The sequence below is a fragment of the Ruegeria sp. AM4 genome, assembly GCF_056540665.1.
This window is the reverse complement of the sequence record NZ_JBQFXD010000001.1, coordinates 968,723-988,643: the sequence shown is the minus strand read 5'-3', so window position 1 is coordinate 988,643 and position 19,921 is coordinate 968,723. Positions and strand designations below refer to the sequence as shown.

The 19,921-nt window shown below is 57.6% G+C and carries 18 protein-coding genes, 1 tRNA gene and 1 pseudogene; 11 read left to right on the top strand and 9 right to left on the bottom strand.

Features of this window, described 5'->3' with window-relative positions; all coding sequences use genetic code 11:
• Positions 1 to 134 precede the first annotated feature (134 nt).
• Positions 135 to 833 carry a Crp/Fnr family transcriptional regulator gene (locus ACR0JA_RS04950; protein WP_480570776.1) on the top strand — a complete coding sequence of 233 codons (699 nt, stop codon included), beginning with the start codon at positions 135 to 137 and terminating at the stop codon, positions 831 to 833.
• A gap of 932 nt (positions 834 to 1,765) precedes the next feature.
• Here ACR0JA_RS04950 and ACR0JA_RS04945 read toward each other — a convergent pair.
• Positions 1,766 to 1,839: transfer RNA gene (locus tag ACR0JA_RS04945), tRNA-Cys, on the bottom strand.
• Positions 1,840 to 2,060: 221 nt separating this feature from the next.
• On the opposite strand from ACR0JA_RS04945, the gene ACR0JA_RS04940 reads away from it, so the two are divergent.
• The 3 genes from ACR0JA_RS04940 (at position 2,061) to ACR0JA_RS04930 (ending at position 5,059) form a co-directional block, all read left to right on the top strand.
• Positions 2,061 to 2,714: a protein-L-isoaspartate O-methyltransferase family protein gene (locus tag ACR0JA_RS04940; RefSeq protein ID WP_480570773.1), complete on the top strand. Its 654-nt coding sequence runs from the start codon at positions 2,061 to 2,063 to the stop codon at positions 2,712 to 2,714.
• 95 nt (positions 2,715 to 2,809) lie between these two features.
• Complete coding sequence (locus tag ACR0JA_RS04935; protein WP_480570770.1) at positions 2,810 to 4,228, top strand: TolC family outer membrane protein; 1,419 nt, start codon at positions 2,810 to 2,812, stop codon at positions 4,226 to 4,228.
• A gap of 75 nt (positions 4,229 to 4,303) precedes the next feature.
• The gene (locus tag ACR0JA_RS04930; protein ID WP_480570767.1) at positions 4,304 to 5,059 is read left to right on the top strand and encodes a hypothetical protein; all 756 of its coding nucleotides are present in this window, start codon (positions 4,304 to 4,306) and stop codon (positions 5,057 to 5,059) included.
• A gap of 3 nt (positions 5,060 to 5,062) precedes the next feature.
• Here ACR0JA_RS04930 and ACR0JA_RS04925 read toward each other — a convergent pair whose 3' ends face one another.
• Positions 5,063 to 6,520 (bottom strand): cobyric acid synthase, encoded by a 1,458-nt coding sequence (locus tag ACR0JA_RS04925; RefSeq protein WP_480570764.1) that lies wholly within the window; start codon positions 6,518 to 6,520, stop codon positions 5,063 to 5,065.
• A gap of 60 nt (positions 6,521 to 6,580) precedes the next feature.
• Here ACR0JA_RS04925 and ACR0JA_RS04920 point away from each other — a divergent pair, with 60 nt between their 5' ends.
• Positions 6,581 to 7,150, top strand: a complete 570-nt coding sequence (locus tag ACR0JA_RS04920; protein ID WP_480570761.1) for a cobalamin biosynthesis protein CobQ — start codon at positions 6,581 to 6,583, stop codon at positions 7,148 to 7,150.
• A gap of 71 nt (positions 7,151 to 7,221) precedes the next feature.
• On the opposite strand, the gene ACR0JA_RS04915 is transcribed toward ACR0JA_RS04920, so the two are convergent.
• The gene (locus tag ACR0JA_RS04915; RefSeq protein ID WP_170715318.1) at positions 7,222 to 7,542 is read right to left on the bottom strand and encodes a DUF6280 family protein; all 321 of its coding nucleotides are present in this window, start codon (positions 7,540 to 7,542) and stop codon (positions 7,222 to 7,224) included.
• Positions 7,543 to 7,760: 218 nt separating this feature from the next.
• Here ACR0JA_RS04915 and efp point away from each other — a divergent pair, with 218 nt between their 5' ends.
• Positions 7,761 to 8,324, top strand: a complete 564-nt coding sequence (gene efp / locus ACR0JA_RS04910) for an elongation factor P (RefSeq protein ID WP_170391801.1) — start codon at positions 7,761 to 7,763, stop codon at positions 8,322 to 8,324.
• 44 nt (positions 8,325 to 8,368) lie between these two features.
• Here efp and ACR0JA_RS04905 read toward each other — a convergent pair whose 3' ends face one another.
• Together ACR0JA_RS04905 and ygfZ are read right to left on the bottom strand one after the other, a co-directional pair.
• Entirely contained in the window at positions 8,369 to 9,313 is a 945-nt protein-coding gene (locus ACR0JA_RS04905; protein WP_480570758.1) for an ABC transporter transmembrane domain-containing protein, read from the bottom strand.
• Between the two features lie 97 nt (positions 9,314 to 9,410).
• Positions 9,411 to 10,148, bottom strand: a complete 738-nt coding sequence (gene ygfZ, locus ACR0JA_RS04900; RefSeq protein ID WP_480570755.1) for a CAF17-like 4Fe-4S cluster assembly/insertion protein YgfZ — start codon at positions 10,146 to 10,148, stop codon at positions 9,411 to 9,413.
• A gap of 73 nt (positions 10,149 to 10,221) precedes the next feature.
• Here ygfZ and ACR0JA_RS04895 point away from each other — a divergent pair, with 73 nt between their 5' ends.
• The gene (locus tag ACR0JA_RS04895) at positions 10,222 to 10,896 is read left to right on the top strand and encodes a TIGR04283 family arsenosugar biosynthesis glycosyltransferase (RefSeq protein ID WP_480570752.1); all 675 of its coding nucleotides are present in this window, start codon (positions 10,222 to 10,224) and stop codon (positions 10,894 to 10,896) included.
• Between the two features lie 7 nt (positions 10,897 to 10,903).
• Here the strand turns inward: ACR0JA_RS04895 and ACR0JA_RS04890 are convergent.
• A pseudogene (locus tag ACR0JA_RS04890) lies at positions 10,904 to 11,659 on the bottom strand (hypothetical protein); the annotation flags it as partial.
• A 163-nt stretch (positions 11,660 to 11,822) separates the two neighbouring features.
• Here ACR0JA_RS04890 and ACR0JA_RS04885 point away from each other — a divergent pair.
• The gene (locus ACR0JA_RS04885) at positions 11,823 to 12,593 is read left to right on the top strand and encodes an alpha/beta hydrolase (RefSeq protein WP_480570749.1); all 771 of its coding nucleotides are present in this window, start codon (positions 11,823 to 11,825) and stop codon (positions 12,591 to 12,593) included.
• A 462-nt stretch (positions 12,594 to 13,055) separates the two neighbouring features.
• Here ACR0JA_RS04885 and ACR0JA_RS04880 read toward each other — a convergent pair whose 3' ends face one another.
• From ACR0JA_RS04880 to ACR0JA_RS04870, 3 genes are all read right to left on the bottom strand, one after another.
• Positions 13,056 to 13,862, bottom strand: coding sequence for a hypothetical protein (locus ACR0JA_RS04880; protein WP_480570746.1), 807 nt, complete (start codon positions 13,860 to 13,862; stop codon positions 13,056 to 13,058).
• Between the two features lie 82 nt (positions 13,863 to 13,944).
• Positions 13,945 to 15,903, bottom strand: a complete 1,959-nt coding sequence (gene parE / locus ACR0JA_RS04875; RefSeq protein ID WP_480570743.1) for a DNA topoisomerase IV subunit B — start codon at positions 15,901 to 15,903, stop codon at positions 13,945 to 13,947.
• Between the two features lie 126 nt (positions 15,904 to 16,029).
• A complete protein-coding gene (locus ACR0JA_RS04870) occupies positions 16,030 to 16,488 on the bottom strand; it encodes an NYN domain-containing protein (protein WP_480570740.1) in 459 nt (152 codons plus the stop codon).
• Between the two features lie 216 nt (positions 16,489 to 16,704).
• On the opposite strand from ACR0JA_RS04870, the gene ACR0JA_RS04865 reads away from it, so the two are divergent.
• The 3 genes from ACR0JA_RS04865 (at position 16,705) to ACR0JA_RS04855 (ending at position 19,917) form a co-directional block, all read left to right on the top strand.
• Positions 16,705 to 17,313 (top strand): carboxymuconolactone decarboxylase family protein, encoded by a 609-nt coding sequence (locus ACR0JA_RS04865; RefSeq protein WP_480570737.1) that lies wholly within the window; start codon positions 16,705 to 16,707, stop codon positions 17,311 to 17,313.
• Positions 17,314 to 17,492: 179 nt separating this feature from the next.
• Positions 17,493 to 18,422 (top strand): polyphosphate kinase 2, encoded by a 930-nt coding sequence (gene ppk2, locus ACR0JA_RS04860; RefSeq protein WP_480570734.1) that lies wholly within the window; start codon positions 17,493 to 17,495, stop codon positions 18,420 to 18,422.
• Between the two features lie 142 nt (positions 18,423 to 18,564).
• Positions 18,565 to 19,917 (top strand): MATE family efflux transporter, encoded by a 1,353-nt coding sequence (locus ACR0JA_RS04855; protein ID WP_480570731.1) that lies wholly within the window; start codon positions 18,565 to 18,567, stop codon positions 19,915 to 19,917.
• Positions 19,918 to 19,921 lie beyond the last annotated feature (4 nt).

Genomic DNA, 19,921 nt, shown 5'->3' with positions numbered 1-19,921 from the left:
GATCGGAGGTGATACATGACAATAGTCAAGCCGCGCTTTCGGAAAAGACTGGTGCGTTTTGGCTCTGCCTGTCATAGCGTTGCCAAGTGGAACGGACCGGTCAGAAATACCGGCAAAGGAAAGGGGCCCCCTGCGTGGCACATGAAACTCAGAAGGCGGTAGCGCGACAATCCTTGTTGCTGCGAAGCTTGCCGGAACAGCATGTCGACACTTTGCTGAGCCACGCAATCTGGCGCACCTACGACCGGGGCGAGACGATCTTTCTTCAGGAAGAAGAGGCCAAGGCCGTGCACGTCGTGCTTGCAGGTTGGGTCAAACTGTTTCGCATGTCGCCAACCGGCGCCGAAGCTGTCGTCAGCGTTTTCACCCGCGGCGAGAGTTTTGGCGAAGCCGTCGCTCTGCGCAACGTTCCATACCCGGTCTCAGCCGAAGCGGTGTCGTCCTGCGACGTCATGCACATACCCAGCCCAATACTATTGTCGCTGATGAAGGAAGACCCTGAAATAGGTGTTTCGATTCTTGCAGCCACATTTACCCATCTGCACGCGTTGGTTGCTCAACTAGAACAGCTCAAGGCGCAAACCGGTGCGCAACGGGTCGCGGAATTCCTGCTGAACCTTTGCGAAACCAAAGCGGGCGCATGTGATGTCGAGCTGCCTTACGATAAAATGCTGATAGCCGGCCGCTTGGGCATGAAACCGGAAAGCCTGAGCCGTGCCTTCTCGCGGTTGAAGCCTGTTGGCGTCAAGATCAGCCGGAACCTTGCTGAGATATCCGACATCGAAACCTTGCGCGATTATGCCGAAAGCGACCCGTCGGAAAAGTGGCACTAGACCCGATTTGTCGCTGTTTGACCAAGCTGAAACGTAAGCAAAAACGCACCAGAAAGCTTGGTCGCGACAACACGCTCTAGGTGCTCTTTGTCCGTTCGGCTCCGATCGAAAAAGAACTGGCCATGGCGCAGAGCTAATCTGCCGATTGGTCGAAATATGGCCATTTGCCGATTTTGTCGGATCACTGCACGGCAAACGAAACTGTCACCCTCGTGCGCTTTCTATTTGTATCCTGAACGGACAAGCGCATCTTGTGCCGACCAACAGGTAACTCTGCCGAACGCGCGACAAGGCGTGACCCGTTGACCGAAGCGTGCTTCATTATCCGTTCGGTAACATTGATCCAGGCTGGGCCCACTCGATAGTCGATCCGTATGGAAGACAAATCAACTGCGGCATCCCCCCTGGGACTAATGTTCACATCAATGTCGACGGGTGAGCGCACGACGTCCCTCTTCGGCGAATTGAATTGAACTACGGGACCGTCTGATTGAGTGATCGTCAGTCCACGGTTTGGTGGTTCGACAACATTGGGTTGGATTTTGAGTTTCGCCAGTTCGGAAGGGGTCAGAAGGTCGAAAGACTCCGGCTCTTGCTCTTGAGGAATGAGAACCCATGCGCCGATAGCAAGAACAAACAGAACAGAGCAAATCGACAACACTCTCGTACGAGACACAATCACCACCACATAATTACCAAACTGACACTTAGACTAACACACTGAGGGAATTTCCCCAATTTGAGCGCATCTGTTTGACCACCCGGAACCCGATTGATCATTTCCCACGATCGAGAACAGGTACAGAGGATGGCGCCATGGGCCGAGGATTGAGGTTTGGAATGAAGCGACAGCGGAGTCGTCCCTGAATTACTCAATTAGGTCGACGGAAGCAGTATTTGGGTGCGGACTTGTCTAAGTTATTGACTTTATTTGGAGGCGAGTACCGGAATCGAACCGGTGTACACGGATTTGCAATCCGCTGCGTCACCACTCCGCCAACTCGCCTTTTCAAGTAAAATCAATCACTTGCCGTGGTGTGGTGGCGGTTCTAGCAGCTTTCCGGGTGGACGTCCAGAGGTTTGGCGCGAAAACTCGCTTTGGCGGCTAAATGCTGCATTTTGGATCGCGGGCAACTGTGCCATCTTGATCTTCGGAACGGCCCGTTGTCGCGTTGGGTAGGATGTGGCACAAGCCGGATGAATGTCGGATAATGAACGAGCGATGCCATGACAGATTTCGCAGCCCGCCGCCTTACGATGGTCGATACGCAAGTACGGCCATCGGATGTGACGAAGTTTCCAATCATCGACGCCATGCTGACCGTCAAGCGCGAGAATTTCATGCCGGACGCGCAGCGCGAGGCGGCATATGTCGAAGACCTGATCGATCTGGGTGGCGGACGCTGCATTCTTGAACCCCGGACCTTTGCCAAGATACTGGACGCGTTGAATATCTCGAATGACGAGATGGTTCTGGATATTGCGCCGGCGCTTGGGTACTCGACCGCGATCGCTGCGCGGATGGCCGAACTGGTCGTCGGCGTCGAGGATGACGAAGATCTGGCGGCCGAAGCGCAGACCGTTCTGATGGAAGAGGATGTGGATAATGCCATCATCCACACTGGCCCGCTCGAACAAGGTGCCGCCGAACATGGCCCTTATGACGTGATCATGATCCAGGGTGGTGTGGAACATGTGCCCCAGGCGATTGTGGATCAGCTCAAGGATCACGGACGCATCGCGTGTTTGTTTATGGACGGCGAATTGGGTACAGTGAAAATCGGCCACAAGTCGGGTGGTCGGGTCACTTGGCGGCATGCATTCAACGCATCAGCCCCTGTTCTGAGCGCATTTTCTGTAGTGGATGCATTTTCGCTATAGTCATTTGGCAAATTGTTTTGCCGCCTTGATTACTTGAAAACACTGTCGCAAACTGTTCTTGAGGCAGCGTAAAATTGGTTTGAGAGGATTACGATATGCGTTGGACGGCGAAGGGACAGCTCGTCAAAGTGCTTGCTTTGACCGCAAGCATTGCTTTGGGAGCGATGCCAGAGCGGCCTGCATGGGCTGACAATCTGACGGATGCGTTTATTGGGGCATACAACACCAGCGGCCTGCTCGAGCAGAACCGGGCGCTGTTGCGTGCAGCGGACGAGGACGTCGCAATTGCGCTTGCAGCGCTGCGGCCGATCATCAACTGGACGGCGCGCGTCAGTCAGGATTTTTCGCGCGCGCGGATCGATGATACCGTCACTTCGGACGAACCGTCCGAGTTTTTCACGGGTCTGACGCTTAGTCAGTTGATCTATGACGGCGGCGCGTCGATCCTGGGCAAACAGTCCGCACAAGAGACTGTGCTTTCGACACGTCAATCCCTGATCGATATCGAACAGCAGATCCTGTTTCGGGCCACGACCGCTTATCTGAGCGTGCTGTTGCAGGAAGAAACCGTGGGTATCCGCCAGAACAACGTCGATCTTTCGGCTGAAGAACTTCGGGCCTCGCAAGACAGGTTCGAAGTGGGCGAGGTAACGCGAACAGACGTTGCGCTTTCCGAAGCCCAGCTTGCAAGCTCGCGCGCGGATCTGGCTGACGCCCGTGGCGCGCTGAGCACGGCGCAGGCGGAATATGTAAATGCGGTCGGCAAGTTGCCTGGTCGCACCGCTGGCCAACCCAGCCTACCCAACCTTCCGCGTTCCGAGACCGAGGCGCAGTCACTGGCGCAGCGCAATCACCCGGCGGTTCTGTCTGCCCAACATCAGGTGCGTGCGCTTGATTTGATCGTGCAGCAGCAACGGGCAAATCTGGGCCCCAATGTTCGGCTGAACGCCGAAGCGGGCATCACTGAAAGCTATGACAACGACGACTACCGCAACTCTGGACGGGTCTCACTGGATCTGACCCAGCCGCTTTATGCGGGTGGTCGGTTGGCCGCATCGGTGCGGCGAGCCATGGCGACACGGGATGCATCGCGGGCAAATCTCTTGAATGTTCAGAAGAATATCACGCAAGGCGTGACCGATGCTTTTGTTCGGTTCCAGACCGCGACCGCCAGTTTGACAGCTTCGACGGAACGGGTCCGCGCTTCGCAGGTCGCCTTTGACGGTATCCGCGAAGAGGCAACTCTGGGCGCACGGACCACGTTGGACGTGCTGGCAGCTCAGCAGGACCTGCTGGACGCGCAATTGGCCGAGGTTGCTTCGCGCACGGAACGGTCTTTGGCGGCTTACCAGCTGTTGCAGGCGCAGGGCCTTTTGACTGCAGAACGGCTGGGACTTGCCGTTCAGATCTACGATCCAACACTGTACTACAACCTTGTAAAAAAGGCGCCGGCGCAGGTCAGCAAGCAAAGCAAGGATCTGGATCGGGTGCTCAAGGCGTTGCGTCGCGACTGACAGGCAATTCAACCGGTTGTTCGCTCTGGTCCGATTGGCTACACTCGGACCAAAGGGCAAGAGCGGTAGAGAGCAATGTCAGACAATGTCGTGAAATCCGGTGTTGGGGACGTATTGTCCTCGGTCAAGCGATTGGTCAGCGAAGAAGTGCGCGAAGACTCTGAGTTTATCTTCATCCCGAACGCGCCCGGCCGCAAACCGGGCCGTCTGGTTCTGACCGAATCGCTGCGGGTATCCGAACCCGAGGCTTCGAAACCGCTGAAGCTTGTTCCCGAGCTTGGCGCGAAAGAGGTTGCCACTGAGAAAGCGGCGAACAAGCCTGAACCAATGCGGCTTGAACCCAGCAATATCGTCAAGCCCGCAGAACCTGCGGCCAGTCCGGACAAGAATGAAGACGGCAAAACCACCTCCAACGAAGGTGAAGCCTCGGACACGGACGGAAAACGCGACCTCGCCGGCAGTCTGAGCGCCAAGATCGAGGCGCTGGAAGCGGCGATTGCCCGGACCGAAGATCAGTGGGAACCGGATGGTGAGAGTGACGATGCCTATTCCGGTACGCCCACCAAAGCTGTGGATTGGCCAGACGCACCCGAAGCGCAAAAGCCAGAGGGCGAAGACCAAACACCTGTCATCTTCACCCGAAGCTCCGACGCGGCGTCTCAGCCCGTTAGCGGACCCGTTGCATTGGACGAAGACAAGCTGAGCGAGCTGGTGGCGCAGATTGTCCGCAAGGAATTGCAGGGTGCGTTGGGCGAGGGGATCACGCGCAACATCCGCAAGATGGTGCGACGCGAGATCAACAAAGCTCTGGCCGAACAGAACGCGAAATAGCGCCTAGGGCCTGCGGGGTTCTTGCGCCAGCGAAAGCAGCAGATCCAGGTCCATGTGCCGCTCAAGGTGATCTGCCAGGGCATCCAGAACCTCTTCGACCCCGTCCTCGTAGGCAATCTCAGACGTTGCGCCAAGTTGTGCCAGAAAGCTGGCCCGGAACGCATCAGACGAGAAAATACCATGCAGATAGCTGCCGCGGATGCGCCCGTTGGGGCTGGCTGCGCCTTCGGGGCGGCCTTCGATCTCAAGCCATGCGCGGTCGCAGTCAGGCCCTTCGGTGCGCCCCATATGAATCTCGTAGCCGCTGACCGGTTCGCCGCCGGGCAGAGCCACGGCATCGCGCAGGGTAACCTGCTTTTGACCGGCCATGACCGTGTCTACGTCCATCAGCCCCAGCCCCGGCACCGAGCTTGGCCGCCCATCAACGCCATCAGGGTCCGATAGCGTTTTGCCCAGCATCTGGTAGCCGCCGCACAGGCCCAGAACATGCCCACCGCGCCGCACATGCGCGTACAAGTCCACGTCCCAGCCCTGGGCCCGGAAATAGGCCAGATCGCCGATCGTGGATTTGCTGCCGGGCAACAGAACAAGATCGGCATCGCCGGGCAGGGCGCGCCCGGCAGGCACAACCTCGACCGAGACACCGGGTTCGGCGGATAGCGGATCCAGATCGTCGAAATTCGCCATCCTTTCCAACTGCGGTACCACAACCTTGCAGGCACCACCGGGATGAGAGCGAATGTCCATCATGTCTTCGGCGGGCAGCTTCCACGCATCGTCAAACCATGGCACCACGCCCAGACAGGGCCAGCCGGTGCGGGTGGCGATTTCGTCGCGACCCTCGTCGAACAGGGTCACATCGCCTTTGAAACGGTTCACCGCAAAGCCCTTGATCATCGCCAGATCGCCGTCATCCAACACAGCTTGCGTGCCGACGATCTGAGCAATGACACCTCCGCGATGGATGTCACCAACCAGAACGACGGGAACGCCTGCGGCACAGGCGAACCCCATATTTGCCACATCGCCTTTGCGCAGATTGGTTTCCGCCGGGCTGCCGGCCCCTTCGATCAGCACAAGATCGGCGTCTTCGCAAAGCCGGTCAAAGCTTTCCAGTGCCGCGCTGAGAAGCTTGGACTTGTCCTTGCGATAATCTGCCGCCCGCATCGTTCCCGCCCGCTGACCATGTACGATGACCTGCGCGCCGGTATCGGTTTCAGGTTTCAACAGGATCGGGTTCAAGTCGGTGTGGGTGGGGCGCTTTGCGGCCCGAGCCTGAAGCGCCTGCGCGCGCCCGATCTCGCCACCATTCTCGGTGACCGCAGCATTATTGGACATGTTCTGAGGTTTGAACGGTGCCACCCTTAAACTGCGCCGGGTGAAGGCGCGCGCCAGACCGGCCACGAGAACCGATTTCCCGACATTGCTGCCGGTGCCCTGAATCATGATGGACCGAACCATGGCCTGTCTCCTATGTTGACCGGCAGATGACCTGATTTGCGGGTAAAGGAAAAGCTAAACTTGAACACCCCAGCCCATCTTTTGATCGGGGCAGCCGCGTTTGCCCGCCCCGCCCGAGGTTCTGTGCTTTGGGCGGCCCTGATCGGGTCGCTGCTGCCGGACCTGTCGCTATATGTGATGGTAGGAGTTTCAGTTTTTTTGCTGGGTATCCCCGAAAGCGTCGTTTTTAACGAGCTCTACTTTTCGCCTGCGTGGCAAACGGTCTTTGCCATCGACAACTCCTTTGTGCTCTGGAGCGTCGCGTTGGTGGCAGGCATCTGGTTTGGCCTGCGGGTCCTGACCGTTGCGGCGTCGGCAGGTCTATTGCATCTGGCGACGGACTTTTTGCTGCACGCAGGTGATGGACGACCGCAGTTCTGGCCGTTCAGTGACTGGGTTTTTCACAGCCCGGTCAGCTATTGGGACAGTGCGCATCACGGGAATTGGGTTGCGCCGATCTCGATTGCAGTCTGCGCCGGGGCATTTGTCGTGTTGTGGCAGCGCGGATTGACGCCGGGGGCAAAGCTGTTTTTTACGATGCTGCTCGCGGCGGAACTCTGGGTGGCGCGGCAATGGTTGCTGTTTTTCTAGAACTCAGCGGGCAAAAGAAAAACGCACTCTGTTAAGAAGAGCGCGCTTTTTCAACCAGATCACTGGTGCGTTCAGGCAGCTTCGGCCTGATGCGCAGCGTTGCGGCGTTCGCTTTCTTCACGCGACAGCGCAACCGAGGTCCGCACACCGCGGCCTACGAACTCCATCAGCCCGTCCACAACCCGCTCATTCGGGTCGATACCGGCGCAGGACAGCACCTCACGCCCATCGCGCGAGCGGGCCCAACGGGCGATCTGTTCGGGGCCATTGCCGTATTTCTTGTCATCGGCGATAGCGTCGTCAAGTGCGGCCAGCACAACGGCCGCGAAAAGTTTGCGTGCACGATTGCCTTGCTCATTGTTAAAGGCAGTGCCGTCAACGAAATCTCTCATCTCGTCTTCCTTATTCTTCTTGCTCTTGCATTTTCGGCGTGACGGTTCTTATGACCTATTAGGTGTGATTCGGATACAGCTAAAATGCATAGTTGCGTTGCGTCATTTGCATGGCTTTCTGCAAGTGCAGCACTAGGTCTCGTTGTCTTGCCAGGTGTGATCCCGCCAGATATAGGGACGGGAACTGACGCATCAACCGTTTGTGAAGGATTTAAGTCATGCCCAAGATAAATGGGAACGAAATTCGCCCCGGCAATGTGCTTGAGCATAACGACGGGCTGTGGGCGGCGGTTAAGGTGGACCATGTAAAGCCCGGTAAAGGCGGCGCATTTGCACAGGTCGAACTGCGCAACCTGCGCAACGGGTCCAAGCTGAATGAGCGGTTCCGGTCTGCCGATAAGGTCGAGCGCGTGCGGCTTGAACAGAAGGATCAGCAGTTTCTTTACGAATCCGACGGCATGCTCGTCTTCATGGATTCCGAAACATATGAGCAGATCGAACTGCCGTCCGAACTGCTGGGCGAACGCCGCCCGTTTCTGCAGGACGGCATGACCATTGTGGTCGAGTTCTACGAGTCCGAGGCGCTGAACGCGACATTACCGCAAAAGGTGACCTGCAAGATCGTCGAGACCGAGCCGGTCGTCAAAGGTCAGACCGCGGCGAACTCGTTCAAACCGGCGGTTCTGGACAATGGCGTCAAGGTCATGGTGCCTCCGTTCATCGGTCAGGACGAGATGATCGTAGTGAACACCGAGACCATGGAATATTCCGAGCGCGCCTGACGGCGTGATCAATCAGGAAAATGGGCCGCAAATGCGGCCCTTTTTTATGGCTGGCGCTTCAGTTTCCGGTAACGCTCGGGGTGGGGGCCGAACAATTCCAGCATCAGGTCGTATTTGATCCGATTGGCGCTGACCTGTCGGTAAAAGGCGATCAGGAACGACGTTGGGCCCTGGATACGGCTCAGGCCGCTAGTGGCCGCGACCACGGTGCCGACGTCGGTTTTTCCCTGCAAAACCAGCCAACCACCCAGCATGAGAACGCCAACGGTTCCGGCACCGTTGATGACGCTCAGCAGGAATTTGGCAGAGAGTTTCCACAGAAACATCTTGCGGCGGGTCTCGAAAATCTCATCGAACTGAGCCTCGATGTCCTTGGACACTTGCTGGACGTCCTCTAGCGTCATTTCATCGGTGGCATTGCGCAGAATGCGAACACGCTCGGCGACGAAGGTGTTTACCTTTCGCTGCGAGATCAGCACGATGATGATCTGCGGCAGGATCATGGAAAAGGCGATCGCCCCAAGCCCCGGTTGGGTCGAGGATATATAGCTGATCACACTGACCAGGGTTCCGATCTGGACAACCGGGTCGGAAAAAGCGCCACCGGCGAATTTACCCAACTCCTCAGCCTCGGCCGAGATTGCTGTGGTCATCGTGCCTTTGCGGATGTTCTCGCCGTCTTCGCCGACATCCACTGCCCGGACCAGCAAGCGTTGGCGGATCATGCGGATCAGGTCTTCTCCCAGCGTTCCGGCGCGAAAGCCCAGGACCCACTTCAATACGAGGCTCAGTAGAATGACGGCCATCATTCCAGCGCCCAACAGCATCAACCGTTCGGCCTCGATTTCCTTTGTGGTCAGATGGTTGATGATATCGCGCTGGAATTCCAGTGGGACGGCGGCCAGTGCTGCGATTGCGATGGACAGAAGGATAAGGATGATCTGACGACCGGCGCTGGCGCGCCATATCGCTGTATAGAGGCGAAGCATGCGTAAGAATCCAATCGGTTACCTGACCTAAGTGATACCGCGCGTTGCGGCCGGGTCAAAGATGGAACCGTTGCGCCGCCTTCGCGATTATCCGCGTTCAGGGCAGCAGACGCACAACCGCTTCGCCAGCCTGCATGTCTCCGGTTGCACGGTCGAACCTCAGGTACGCAATCGCGCGGTCTCCGGCCCGGGTGAACAGGGTGCCCGCAGGTTTCCCGTTGGCGGTGATTTCGGATCCGACCGGGGCGTCGCCTTCGATTTCGACCTGACGAAGCCCTTTGCGCAGCTCGGTTTTATGCTTCATCCGAGCGGTGACCTCTTGCCCAACATAGCAGCCTTTCTTGAAGTCGAGACCGTTCAGTTTTTCGAATCCCGACTCGAGGATATAGCTGTCAGGCGTCAGTTCGATGCCGGTTTCCGGGATGCAATGAAGCACTCGGATCGCGTTCCAATCGGTGCCGTCATCACGTTCAGCGTCGGTGGAATAGGCCCGCCAACCCAGTTGCGGGTGACGCGGATCGGGCAGGGCACCTGACGGCGCAGGCCCGGTGCCGCGTTGAAGGTTCAGATCGGTGCCTTCGATCGCGACATCCGCGCGCAGCTTGTACATGCTAAGGCGTTTGACCAGCCCATCGGCCAGGTCCTCTGCGACGTCCAGCAGGATCGCTTCACCATCGCGAAGTAGAAAGAAATCTGCCAGGTACTTGCCCTGCGGGGTCAGCAGGGCGGCATAGACCAGCCCGTCCTTCAACCGGTCCACATCATTGGTCACAAGCCCCTGCAGAAAGCTTTCGGTATCCGCCCCGGTCAGGCGCAAGATGCGGCGATTGGGCATGGGTTGGTCCTTATCATTTGTCTTGGCCCCGTGATATAGGGGTTCGCACCGCCATGACCAGAGGGTTTCGTTCGTGTCCGCGCCGATCAGCATTGTGATTCCCACTTTGAACGCCGCTGCAGAACTGCCCCGCACGCTGCCGGCGCTGATGGAGGGGTTGCATGCCGGTCTCATACGCGAACTGATTGTCAGCGATGGCGGGTCCGATGATCTGACATTGGAGATTGCGGATGAAGCTGGGGCCAAGCTCGTTTCCGGTCCGGCCTCACGCGGTGGCCAGTTGCGACGTGGTTGCGCGACCGCCAATGGGGAATGGCTGCTGATCCTGCATGCCGATACCGAACTGCAGCCAGGTTGGGCCGAGATAGTCCGGGATCATCTTCAGACAGGACGTCCGGCAGTCTTTCGGCTGCGGTTTCGCGCCACTGGTTTCGGTCCGACCTGGGTGGCCGGATGGGCCAATCTGCGCAGTCGCCTGTTTGGTTTGCCCTACGGGGATCAGGGATTGCTGGTCCGACAGCAGCTCTATACCGACGCTGGCGGGTACCCGGATCAACCGCTGATGGAGGATGTCGCCCTGATCCGCGCTCTGCCGCGTGCGTCGGTCCTTTCAGTCGATGCCATCACGAGTGCGGCGCGTTATGCGCGTCAGGGCTGGTTGCGCCGGGGGGCGCGGAATCTGTGGACTCTGGCGCTGTATTATCTGGGTGTAGATCCTGAACGGTTGGCGCAGGCGTACCGGCGCTGAGCGTCGAGCGCAGCTCGACCACGGATTTGCCCAGACGGAAAGGGGCGGCGAAGCTGACGAGGCACAGCGCGATGATCTGCAGCACCAGAATATGCGCATTGGCCTGCAGGTATTCCCACTCGTCCTTCAGCTTGCCGACCTGTTCGATCAGATCGTCATAGCTTTGTGCCAAAATCAGATAGTCGCCAGCGATAGCGGGCACTTTCCGCCGCATGTTGTCGATAGCGGCTTGGGTCGCGTCGTCCAGCGAGGTGAAAACGAGAAACTGCTCTATGTCGAAAGCATCGGCCTTGGCCGCCATCCCGCGCGCCTCTTCCTTGTCGTCGCGGGACTGGCGCCCGAACAGGAACTGAAGCCCCTGCAGAGGGGCGACTTCGTTTGTGACAGCGATGAACAGCGGCAGATCAGCATTGCTGGCGGTTGATGCCGACAGAAACTCGACCTTGTCGCACAGTACGGCGGTGTCCGGATCATAGGCCGGGTCACAAAAGCGCAGACGGAACCGCGCCGCATCACGGTCGAAGGCCAGCGTTGCGGCATAAGCCACGTCAATCTGCCGGTCCAGCCGGGAACTGTCCGAGGTATAAAGCCCGGCCAGAACCGCAACCAGCGCACCGATCCCGCCCAGAACGACCCAGACCAGATCTGCCAGCTTCCACGCCCGGTGCCCCGCGGGTTTGCGAAACAGAAAGGCAGTGCCCACCAGCCCGGCCAGAAAGAACAGGATCAGCAGGGGCAGTTGATTTTCCGCGATAAATGTCATGGGGCCGAGTTTACGTCCTGCTTCATCGCTGGCAACACTCCTCACAGGCAGTTGTTGTCAGCTGTTCCCGCGCGCTGGACCCGTCACCGCGCTGCTAAGCCCTTGCCGACCGGCGTCTTGGTCTCTCATATTGGCGGTAACTGATAGGGAGAGAGAGCATTTCATGACCAAAGAGATTGTGCTGATCCACGGCGCGTTTGCCGGACCGTGGTGTATGGAAGATTACGCGAGTTTCTTTCGCGACCGGGGCTGGACGGTGCACACACCCGCGCTGCGCTATCATGGCGGCGACCCAAAGGCCGAGCCTGATCCGGGCCTGACCGATACCAGTGTGATGGATTACGCCGACGACATTGCCGCCTTCGTGCGAGGGCTGGACAGCAAGCCGGTGCTGCTGGGCCACGCCATCGCGGGCGTTGTGGCGCAGCAAGTCGCCTCTCGTGGCTTGACCAGCGCCATTGTCCTGATCAACCCGAACGCGCCTTGGGGGACGCTGCCTGAAACCGACGACGAACGCGCCGTGCCCCGTGCGTTGATGGAGGGTGGGGCGTTCTGGAAACAGCCCATGCGCGTCGATTTCGACCTGATGGCCCCCTTCGCGCTGAACAAGATGCCCGAGGCGCAGCAGCATGAGGTGTTCGACCAGCTTGGTCCCGAAAGTGGTCGGGTAATGTTCGAGATGTTCTTTTGGATGTTCGACGATCACCACGCGATGAAGGTCGATATCGATCAGGTCGATTGCCCGGTTTTGATCGTTTCCGGTACCGAGGATAGGGCCGTGAACCCCAACACCTGCCGCGCGCTGTCGAAGCTCTACGGAGACCGCGCGACGTTTCTGCCCGTCGAAAACCACGCGCATTTTCTGTTCATGGAGCCAGGGTGGGAGGGGCCAGCGGGGCAGATTGCGGAGTGGTTGGATGAGAAGGTGGGTTGAGGATCGGAGTAGGGTGACCCCATGCTGATTGTTCTGCTGGTAGCTTTCGGATTATCAATCGTCTTTCTGTTGATGGCAGGGCTACGGTGGGGGGCGTCTGGCTTCTATTTTGCGGACCCGGCCAAGTTGGATTTAGTGCGAACTCTCGTTTTCGAACGCCAAAAGCGCGGGGATGTTTGGTCGAGCCGGATGAGTATCACCGAAACTCTTCGACGTGTTTACCTTTGTGCAGCGGTATTTGCTGTACTCTTGGTTTTGGGACAATTGGCTCTTAGTTTCTGATTTAGGCTTGCAGATATTCAACCCAATGCTTGATGCAAAGCATCAAGCACGTGCCCGACCCGCCCCCCATGGGCGGGTGCGTGGATTGTGGTGATGTAGGATGGGTGTTTACACCCATCTTGCTGTGAGGAATTTAGTGGGTGTAAACACCCATCCTACGCTTGCTCAAGTCAGACCTATTTATTGGCAACTGTTCTCAACAACGTCCTTTAGTCTCAACTTAGTTTGCGCACGAGATTGACCCGGTTTCACGAGGTCCGAATACAGAACGGTTAAACCTAACGAGTTCGCGTCAAGCCATGAGTTTCCAAAGTCACCTTTGTTATATCTGGCATCTTCGAGCTTCTTAAGGCCCATAGATTTCATCATAGCGGCTTCTACGCAGGAAAATGTATTCTCATCAGAATACCCCAGTTTTAACCAAATCTGCGCGTCCTGGATCGCACCGATATCGTATTCTGTGGTTATCTCATTGCAAATAAGGTTACTTTCCAGCCAGTTTGAGAATATCTTCCTGCGTGTCTCGGAAAATTCCAAGTTTTCGGGGGCGATTATGTTTTCAATTGTAGCGTTATGTTCGCCTGTCGAATCCGCTTCGTCCACAAATACCAGCGCCAAAAAATCTAACGTTTCAGGCGTTTTCAATTGGGCGTGTTTCTCGGTGACCTCATTGAGTTTCGAGAGCGACGACAAAATACTATTTGTTAGCGGTTTTCCTACATCAACGCCGGTTGGGGCTACTATTAACAAGCTATAGTCATCGATGCGCTTTGATGCAGGGCTGTAACATTCGCCCCCGTCATCACAAAAATGGTTATAGTGAATAGAGTCCGCCAGTTTGTTTGCCAAAGATTCAACGTTTCCGCCGAGGCGTTTAAGTTCAGCGCACAGTGCTACGGTTTCGGGATCCGACTGCGCTCCAGATGTTTGGCCCGAAAGGCTAAACAGAATAGCGCCTAGGCTGAATACGATATTTCGCAGAAGCACCTTCGAAAACCCATTTAGAATCCAAAGTGGCGAGACATTGTTATCTGGGTGTTTTATTAAATATCAAATACTTACTATGAACTCAAACATCCAACTCCTCCACAAACCGCGCGTTCTCCTGAATGTACTGGAACCGCAGTTCGGGTTTTTTGCCCATCAGGCGCTCGACCAGATCGCCGGTCTCGCCGGGTTCGTCTTCATCAATTGTAACGCGGATCAGCTTGCGGGATGCCGGGTCCATTGTGGTTTCTTTCAGGTCTTTGGCGTCCATCTCGCCCAGACCTTTGAAGCGGGACACGTCGATTTTGCCTTTGCCGCCCAGACCCTTTTCCAGCCATTCGTCGCGCTCGGCCTCATCCAGACAATAGACGCGTTTGGCGCCTTGGGTCAGGCGGTAGAGGGGCGGGCAGGCCAGATACAGGTGGCCCGCGTCGATCATCGGCCGCATCTGGGTGAAGAAGAACGTCATCAGCAAGGATGCGATATGCGCCCCGTCCACATCCGCGTCGGTCATGATGATGATCTTGTCATAGCGCAGGTCATCGACGTTGAATTTGGTGCCAAGGCCTACACCCAGCGCTTGGGTCAGGTCGTTGATCTCGGCATTGGTGCCCAGTTTCGAACTGGCCGCACCCAGCACGTTCAGGATTTTGCCGCGCAGGGGCAGCAGGGCCTGTGTTTTGCGGTCGCGGCCCATTTTGGCGGAACCGCCTGCCGAGTCACCCTCGACGATGAATAATTCGGTTCCGTCCCGTGTTGAACTTGAACAGTCCACCAGCTTGCCGGGAAGACGAAGTTTCTTAGTGGCGGACTTGCGTTGTGTTTCCTTCTCGGCCCGTCGGCGCAGACGTTCTTCGGCCCTCAGAATGAGGAAGTCGAGGATCGCCCCGGCGGATTTCGTATCCGCGGCAAGCCAGTTGTCGAAATGGTCGCGGACCGAGTTTTCGACCAGCCGCTGTGCCTCGACCGTGGCGAGACGGTCTTTGGTCTGGCCCACGAATTCCGGTTCGCGGATGAAACAGCTGACCAGCGCGCAACCGCCGGTGATCAGGTCATCGCGGGTGATTTGGCCTGCTTTCTTGTTGTTGATCAGCTCTCCATACGCCTTGATCCCTTTGAGGATCGCGGCCCAGAAGCCCGCGACGTGGGTGCCGCCTTCGGGGGTGGGAACGGTGTTACAGTAGGACTGGATGAACCCGTCGCGCGAAGGCGTCCAATTGATCGCCCATTCGACCTTGCCGGGGGTGTTGAACTTTTCCTGAAAATCCACTGTGCCAGCAAATGGCTGCTCGGCATAAGTGGAGGAGCCGTTCATCGTCTCTTTCAGGTAATCGGACAGGCCGCCGGGGAAGTGGAAGCTGGCTTCGGTCGGGGTTTCGCCGTCGTCGATGGCAGATTTCCAGCGGATTTCGACGCCCGAGAAAAGGTAGGCCTTGGAGCGGATGGATTTGAACAGGCGGGCGGGTTTGAACTTGTGGTGGCCGAAGATGTCGGCATCCGCATGGAAGGTCACCGTCGTGCCGCGCCGGTTGGGGGCGGCGCCGACTTTTTCGACAGGACCCAGCGGGACACCGCGCGAAAACCGTTGTTCGAACAGCTGCTTGTCGCGTGCCACCTGCACCACCATCGAATCCGACAGAGCGTTGACCACCGAGGCGCCGACGCCATGCAGACCGCCCGAGGTCTGGTAGGCCTTGCCCGAGAATTTGCCACCCGCATGCAAGGTGCACAAGATGACCTCAAGCGCCGATTTGTCGGGGAACTTGGGGTGTGGGTCGATGGGGATGCCGCGCCCGTTGTCGCGCACGGTCAGGGCGTAGTCGGCATGCAGCTCAACCTCGATCCGGTTGGCGTGGCCCGCAACCGCTTCGTCCATCGAGTTGTCGAGGATTTCGGCGACCATATGGTGCAAAGCGCGCTCATCCGTGCCGCCGATATACATGCCGGGGCGTTTGCGGACAGGCTCCAGCCCTTCAAGCACCTCGATGGACGAGGCGTCATAGGTATTGGTCGCTTCTGGCGTCAACAGATCGTCGGGCATGGGTGCTGCTCTTGTTTTTGAGTTTCCCCCATTATGGCAGGTGATGTGGTCCGGGGGAAGAGGGGCGCGAGGTGTTGTGTGCTTTTGTCAGCCGCGTCAGAGCGACAACCAAAGCTCGCCTTTACGTTACCCGCCGCGTATCGGTTTCTTGGTAGCCAGTACATCAGAATAGTCTTCAGCCCAATCGCAGAACCGGTCATTGGTGACGATGGCAGCGCCAAGGTCCTTTGCGGCCTGCAATACCAACGGGTCTGCCGGAGTGCCCTTGGGTGCCACCAGAACCCGGCTTATTGGCAGTCCGAGGTGGGAAGCCAAAGCGCTGTCCTTCATGTAGTGCCCCGAGAGCTTGTACCTTGCGTTGGCGTCGAACACCACGCCGGGCGTAAGCCCAGCTTGGGTCAAGGTCGAGATGACTTCGGAAACGGTGTCGATATTCGGGGTGCCGCCGTTCCAGCGCATCACGTTCGATCCGTCGATGATCGCCCAGTTCTTTGGCTGCCTGACATTGCGCAGCCATGTTTGGAACAGGATCAGGGCACTTGCCAGCGCACAGGGCACCGACAGCAACAGCCAATCAGCTGACAACAGATTCAGTAAGGCAGCAAGTGTGCCGCACGCGGAGAAGATGAAGACGAAAAACAATAGGCGCACAGGGTCGGGCCGATTCGAAAATTGAGTGTTGATGTATCGCAGGTATCTGACAAATTACCGCTAAGGCCAGGACAGGGCTAACGGTTTGGGTTCGGTTTGCAAAGTCGGAAATCGAAAGCGTGCAACATCGGACCAATAGGAGAGGCACAGATGAGCTGGATAGCTACGATTCCATTCGAACATGCAACGGGGAAGCTGAAAAAACTCTATGAGCGGGTGACAGGCCCCGGAAACAACGTTGACAACATCATGATGGCGCACAGCCTTCGGCCCCATTCGATGGAAGGGCACATGGCGATGTACAAGGCTGTGCTGCACCATTCGGCGAACAAAATTCCGAAATGGTTTCTCGAAGTTCTTGGGGTTTGGGTCAGCTCGCTGAACCGCTGTGGCTATTGCGTCGAGCATCATTTCAGTGGCTTGCAGCGCTTGCTGAACGACGCAGAACGAGGGGACGCGATCCGCGCAGCGATCGAGGCCAGACGCCTTGAAGACGCGCCTCTGGACAACGCGCAGGTTGCCGCGATGCGGTATGCGCAAGTTCTGACCGAAGCTCCGGCGGAATTGACAGAGGCGGATATCGTTGCTCTGCGAGATGCAGGTTGGGATGATGGCGAGGTTTTGGAGATCAATCAGGTTTGCGCCTATTTCTCCTATGCCAACCGCACCGTTTTGGGATTGGGGTGTTCAACCGAAGGGGATGTGTTGGGGCTTTCGCCCAACAATTCGGATAATCCTGATGATTGGGGACATCGGTGAGGGAGTAAGCTAGGGGCCAGCCCCTCGCGCACCCCGGAGTATTTTTGAAAAGATGAAGGGTGGGGTTTTGGGGGGTATTTTGGGGGTGTAAAGATAAGTCAATTTGACACCAATCAAGGTGGGCATTCGAGGGGGCTGTTAAAGTTCGGCGCAAAGGCAACCCCGAGGAGAATGAACGCATGGATGCAGCGCCCAACACCACAGAAGCCCCATCCCGGATCAATTTCGCAGCGCCGGTCTCGGCCGAGGTGCCATCGCCCAGTCCCGAAAAGATCCGACTCGCCTTCGAAAGCGGAAAATACCCCTATGACCGCAAGATGGGGCGTAAGGATTATGAGGCGCAAAAGGCCAATTTGCAGGCCGAACTCCTCAAGGTTCAGCTGTGGGCGCAAGAGACCGGCCAGCGGTTCGTGTTGCTGTTCGAAGGGCGTGACGCGGCGGGTAAAGGCGGCACGATCAAGCGATTCATGGAGCATCTGAACCCCCGTCAGGCACGCGTTGTCGCATTGAACAAGCCTACCTGGGAAGAAAAGGGGCAATGGTACTATCAGCGCTATGTGCAAGAGTTGCCAACGGTCGGGGAAATGGTGTTCTACGACCGGTCCTGGTACAACCGCGCGGGTGTCGAGCGTGTTATGGGGTTCTGTACGCCGAATGAGTATCTGGAATTCATGCGCCAGACGCCCGAGCTTGAACGTATGCTCGTGCGGTCCGGTATCCAGCTTTACAAATATTGGTTTTCCGTCACCCAGCCTGAGCAGCAACGCCGGTTCACAAGCCGCGAGACCGATCCGCTGAAACAGTGGAAGCTCTCACCCATCGACAAGGCCAGCCTTGACAAGTGGGAGGACTATACCGAAGCGAAAGAAGCGATGTTCTTTTATACCGACACCGCCGACGCGCCTTGGACGATCGTGAAATCGAATGACAAAAAGCGCGCGCGCCTGAATTGTATGCGCCATTTTCTGTCGACGCTCGATTATCCCGGCAAGGATGAAGCAATCGTTGGTGAACCCGATCCTCTGATCGTAGGTCAGGCGCACCATGTCATTCACCGATCGGACCACATTCTAGGAACTGCTCTGCATCCCGAGGCGCGCTCGGATTAGTATGAAAGCACGCTACGCAACGCGAGCTGCTGGTCAGCACGTCGGTCAGCCAACAAAAAAGTGAGTCTCAATTTGAAATTCACTTGATCCGCTCTTGTCCCGCGCCCTTGCCGAGAATAAGGCTGGGGCGATGATCAAGACGATGACATATCCCGCCCATTTTCGCGCCATTGCCGTGCTGGGCCTGCCGTTGGTCGGCGGGCATCTGGCGCAGTTCGCGATCGGCCTGACCGATACGGTCATGCTGGGCTGGTACGGTGTCGAAGCGTTGGCGGCTGTGACGTTGGCCAACAGCTACTACTTTGTGTTGTTTCTGTTTGGCGCGGGTTTCGGTTTGGCCGTTATGCCGATGGTCGCTACTGCCGCCGCTGAAGAGAACGAAACCAGCATCCGCAGATCTACCCGTATGGGATTGTGGCTGTCGCTGATCTACGCATCGGTGATGATGCCGTTGCTGTGGTGGTCCCATCCTATTCTGATCGCGTTACAGCAAGAGCCGGACGTCGCACAAACGGCCTCGCAGTATCTGCGCGTGGCAGGGTGGGGGCTTTTTCCTGCGTTGCTGGTCATGGTTCTGAAGTCTTATCTCGCAGCACTCGAGCGGACGCAGATCGTTCTGTGGATCACGGTCGCGGCGGCGCTGGTGAATGCCGTGACGAACTATGCCTTCATCTTCGGCAACTGGGGCGCGCCGGAACTGGGCGTCATGGGCGCGGCCATCGCGTCGCTGGCGACACAGTTCGTTTCGCTGATCTGCGTCGTGTTCTACGCGATACGCGCGCTGCCCGAACACAGCTTGTTTCAACGCTTTTGGCGTCCCGATTGGGAGATGTTCAGCAGCGTTCTGAAGCTTGGCGTTCCCATCGGTCTGACCTTGTTGGCCGAAGTTTCCTTATTTGCGACCTCGGCGTTCATGATGGGCTGGATCGGGAAAGAGCCCTTGGCGGCGCACGGCATCGCGCTGAACCTCGCTTCGGCCGCATTCATGGTGCATCTGGGCCTGTCCAACGCGGCGACGATCCGGGCGGGCAACGCGCTGGGCAGACGCGATCGGGCGCATCTTGAAAAAGGTGCGATCGCGGTGACCGCCATGTCACTGATCATTTCCTTCGTGACGATCACACTGTTTTTGGTCTTCCCTGAGCCGCTGATTTCCCTGTTCATGCAATCTGACAACCCGCAGCGGGCGCAGGTTCTGGCCATCGGGTCCGGGTTGCTGGCGATGGCGGCGCTGTTCCAGTTGGTTGATGGCGCGCAGGTCATTGCGCTGGGTCTGTTGCGTGGGCTCCAGGACGCCAAGATTCCGATGATCATGGCGGCCCTCAGTTACTGGGCGATCGGGATTCCGGCCTCGTACTATTTTGGCTTCGTGCAGGGCATGGAGGGGATCGGAATCTGGCTGGGGCTTGTGCTTGGGTTGGCCTGTGCCTCAGTGATGCTGATGGCACGGTTCTGGATGCGATCCGTGCGCACGGTTGGTGTGCCGGCCGAGTGAACCC

What these genes read in the sequence shown, in the direction of transcription:
- ACR0JA_RS04940 (WP_480570773.1), top strand. Translation starts at nt 2,061, where the DNA reads ATGACAGATTTCGCAGCCCGCCGCCTTACGATGGTCGATACGCAAGTA.
- ACR0JA_RS04935 (WP_480570770.1), top strand. Translation starts at nt 2,810, where the DNA reads ATGCGTTGGACGGCGAAGGGACAGCTCGTCAAAGTGCTTGCTTTGACC.
- ACR0JA_RS04930 (WP_480570767.1), top strand. Translation starts at nt 4,304, where the DNA reads ATGTCAGACAATGTCGTGAAATCCGGTGTTGGGGACGTATTGTCCTCG.
- ACR0JA_RS04925 (WP_480570764.1), bottom strand. Translation starts at nt 6,520, where the DNA reads ATGGTTCGGTCCATCATGATTCAGGGCACCGGCAGCAATGTCGGGAAA.
- ACR0JA_RS04915 (WP_170715318.1), bottom strand. Translation starts at nt 7,542, where the DNA reads ATGAGAGATTTCGTTGACGGCACTGCCTTTAACAATGAGCAAGGCAAT.
- efp (WP_170391801.1), top strand. Translation starts at nt 7,761, where the DNA reads ATGCCCAAGATAAATGGGAACGAAATTCGCCCCGGCAATGTGCTTGAG.
- ACR0JA_RS04905 (WP_480570758.1), bottom strand. Translation starts at nt 9,313, where the DNA reads ATGCTTCGCCTCTATACAGCGATATGGCGCGCCAGCGCCGGTCGTCAG.
- ygfZ (WP_480570755.1), bottom strand. Translation starts at nt 10,148, where the DNA reads ATGCCCAATCGCCGCATCTTGCGCCTGACCGGGGCGGATACCGAAAGC.
- ACR0JA_RS04885 (WP_480570749.1), top strand. Translation starts at nt 11,823, where the DNA reads ATGACCAAAGAGATTGTGCTGATCCACGGCGCGTTTGCCGGACCGTGG.
- parE (WP_480570743.1), bottom strand. Translation starts at nt 15,903, where the DNA reads ATGCCCGACGATCTGTTGACGCCAGAAGCGACCAATACCTATGACGCC.
- ACR0JA_RS04865 (WP_480570737.1), top strand. Translation starts at nt 16,705, where the DNA reads ATGAGCTGGATAGCTACGATTCCATTCGAACATGCAACGGGGAAGCTG.
- ppk2 (WP_480570734.1), top strand. Translation starts at nt 17,493, where the DNA reads ATGGATGCAGCGCCCAACACCACAGAAGCCCCATCCCGGATCAATTTC.
- ACR0JA_RS04855 (WP_480570731.1), top strand. Translation starts at nt 18,565, where the DNA reads ATGACATATCCCGCCCATTTTCGCGCCATTGCCGTGCTGGGCCTGCCG.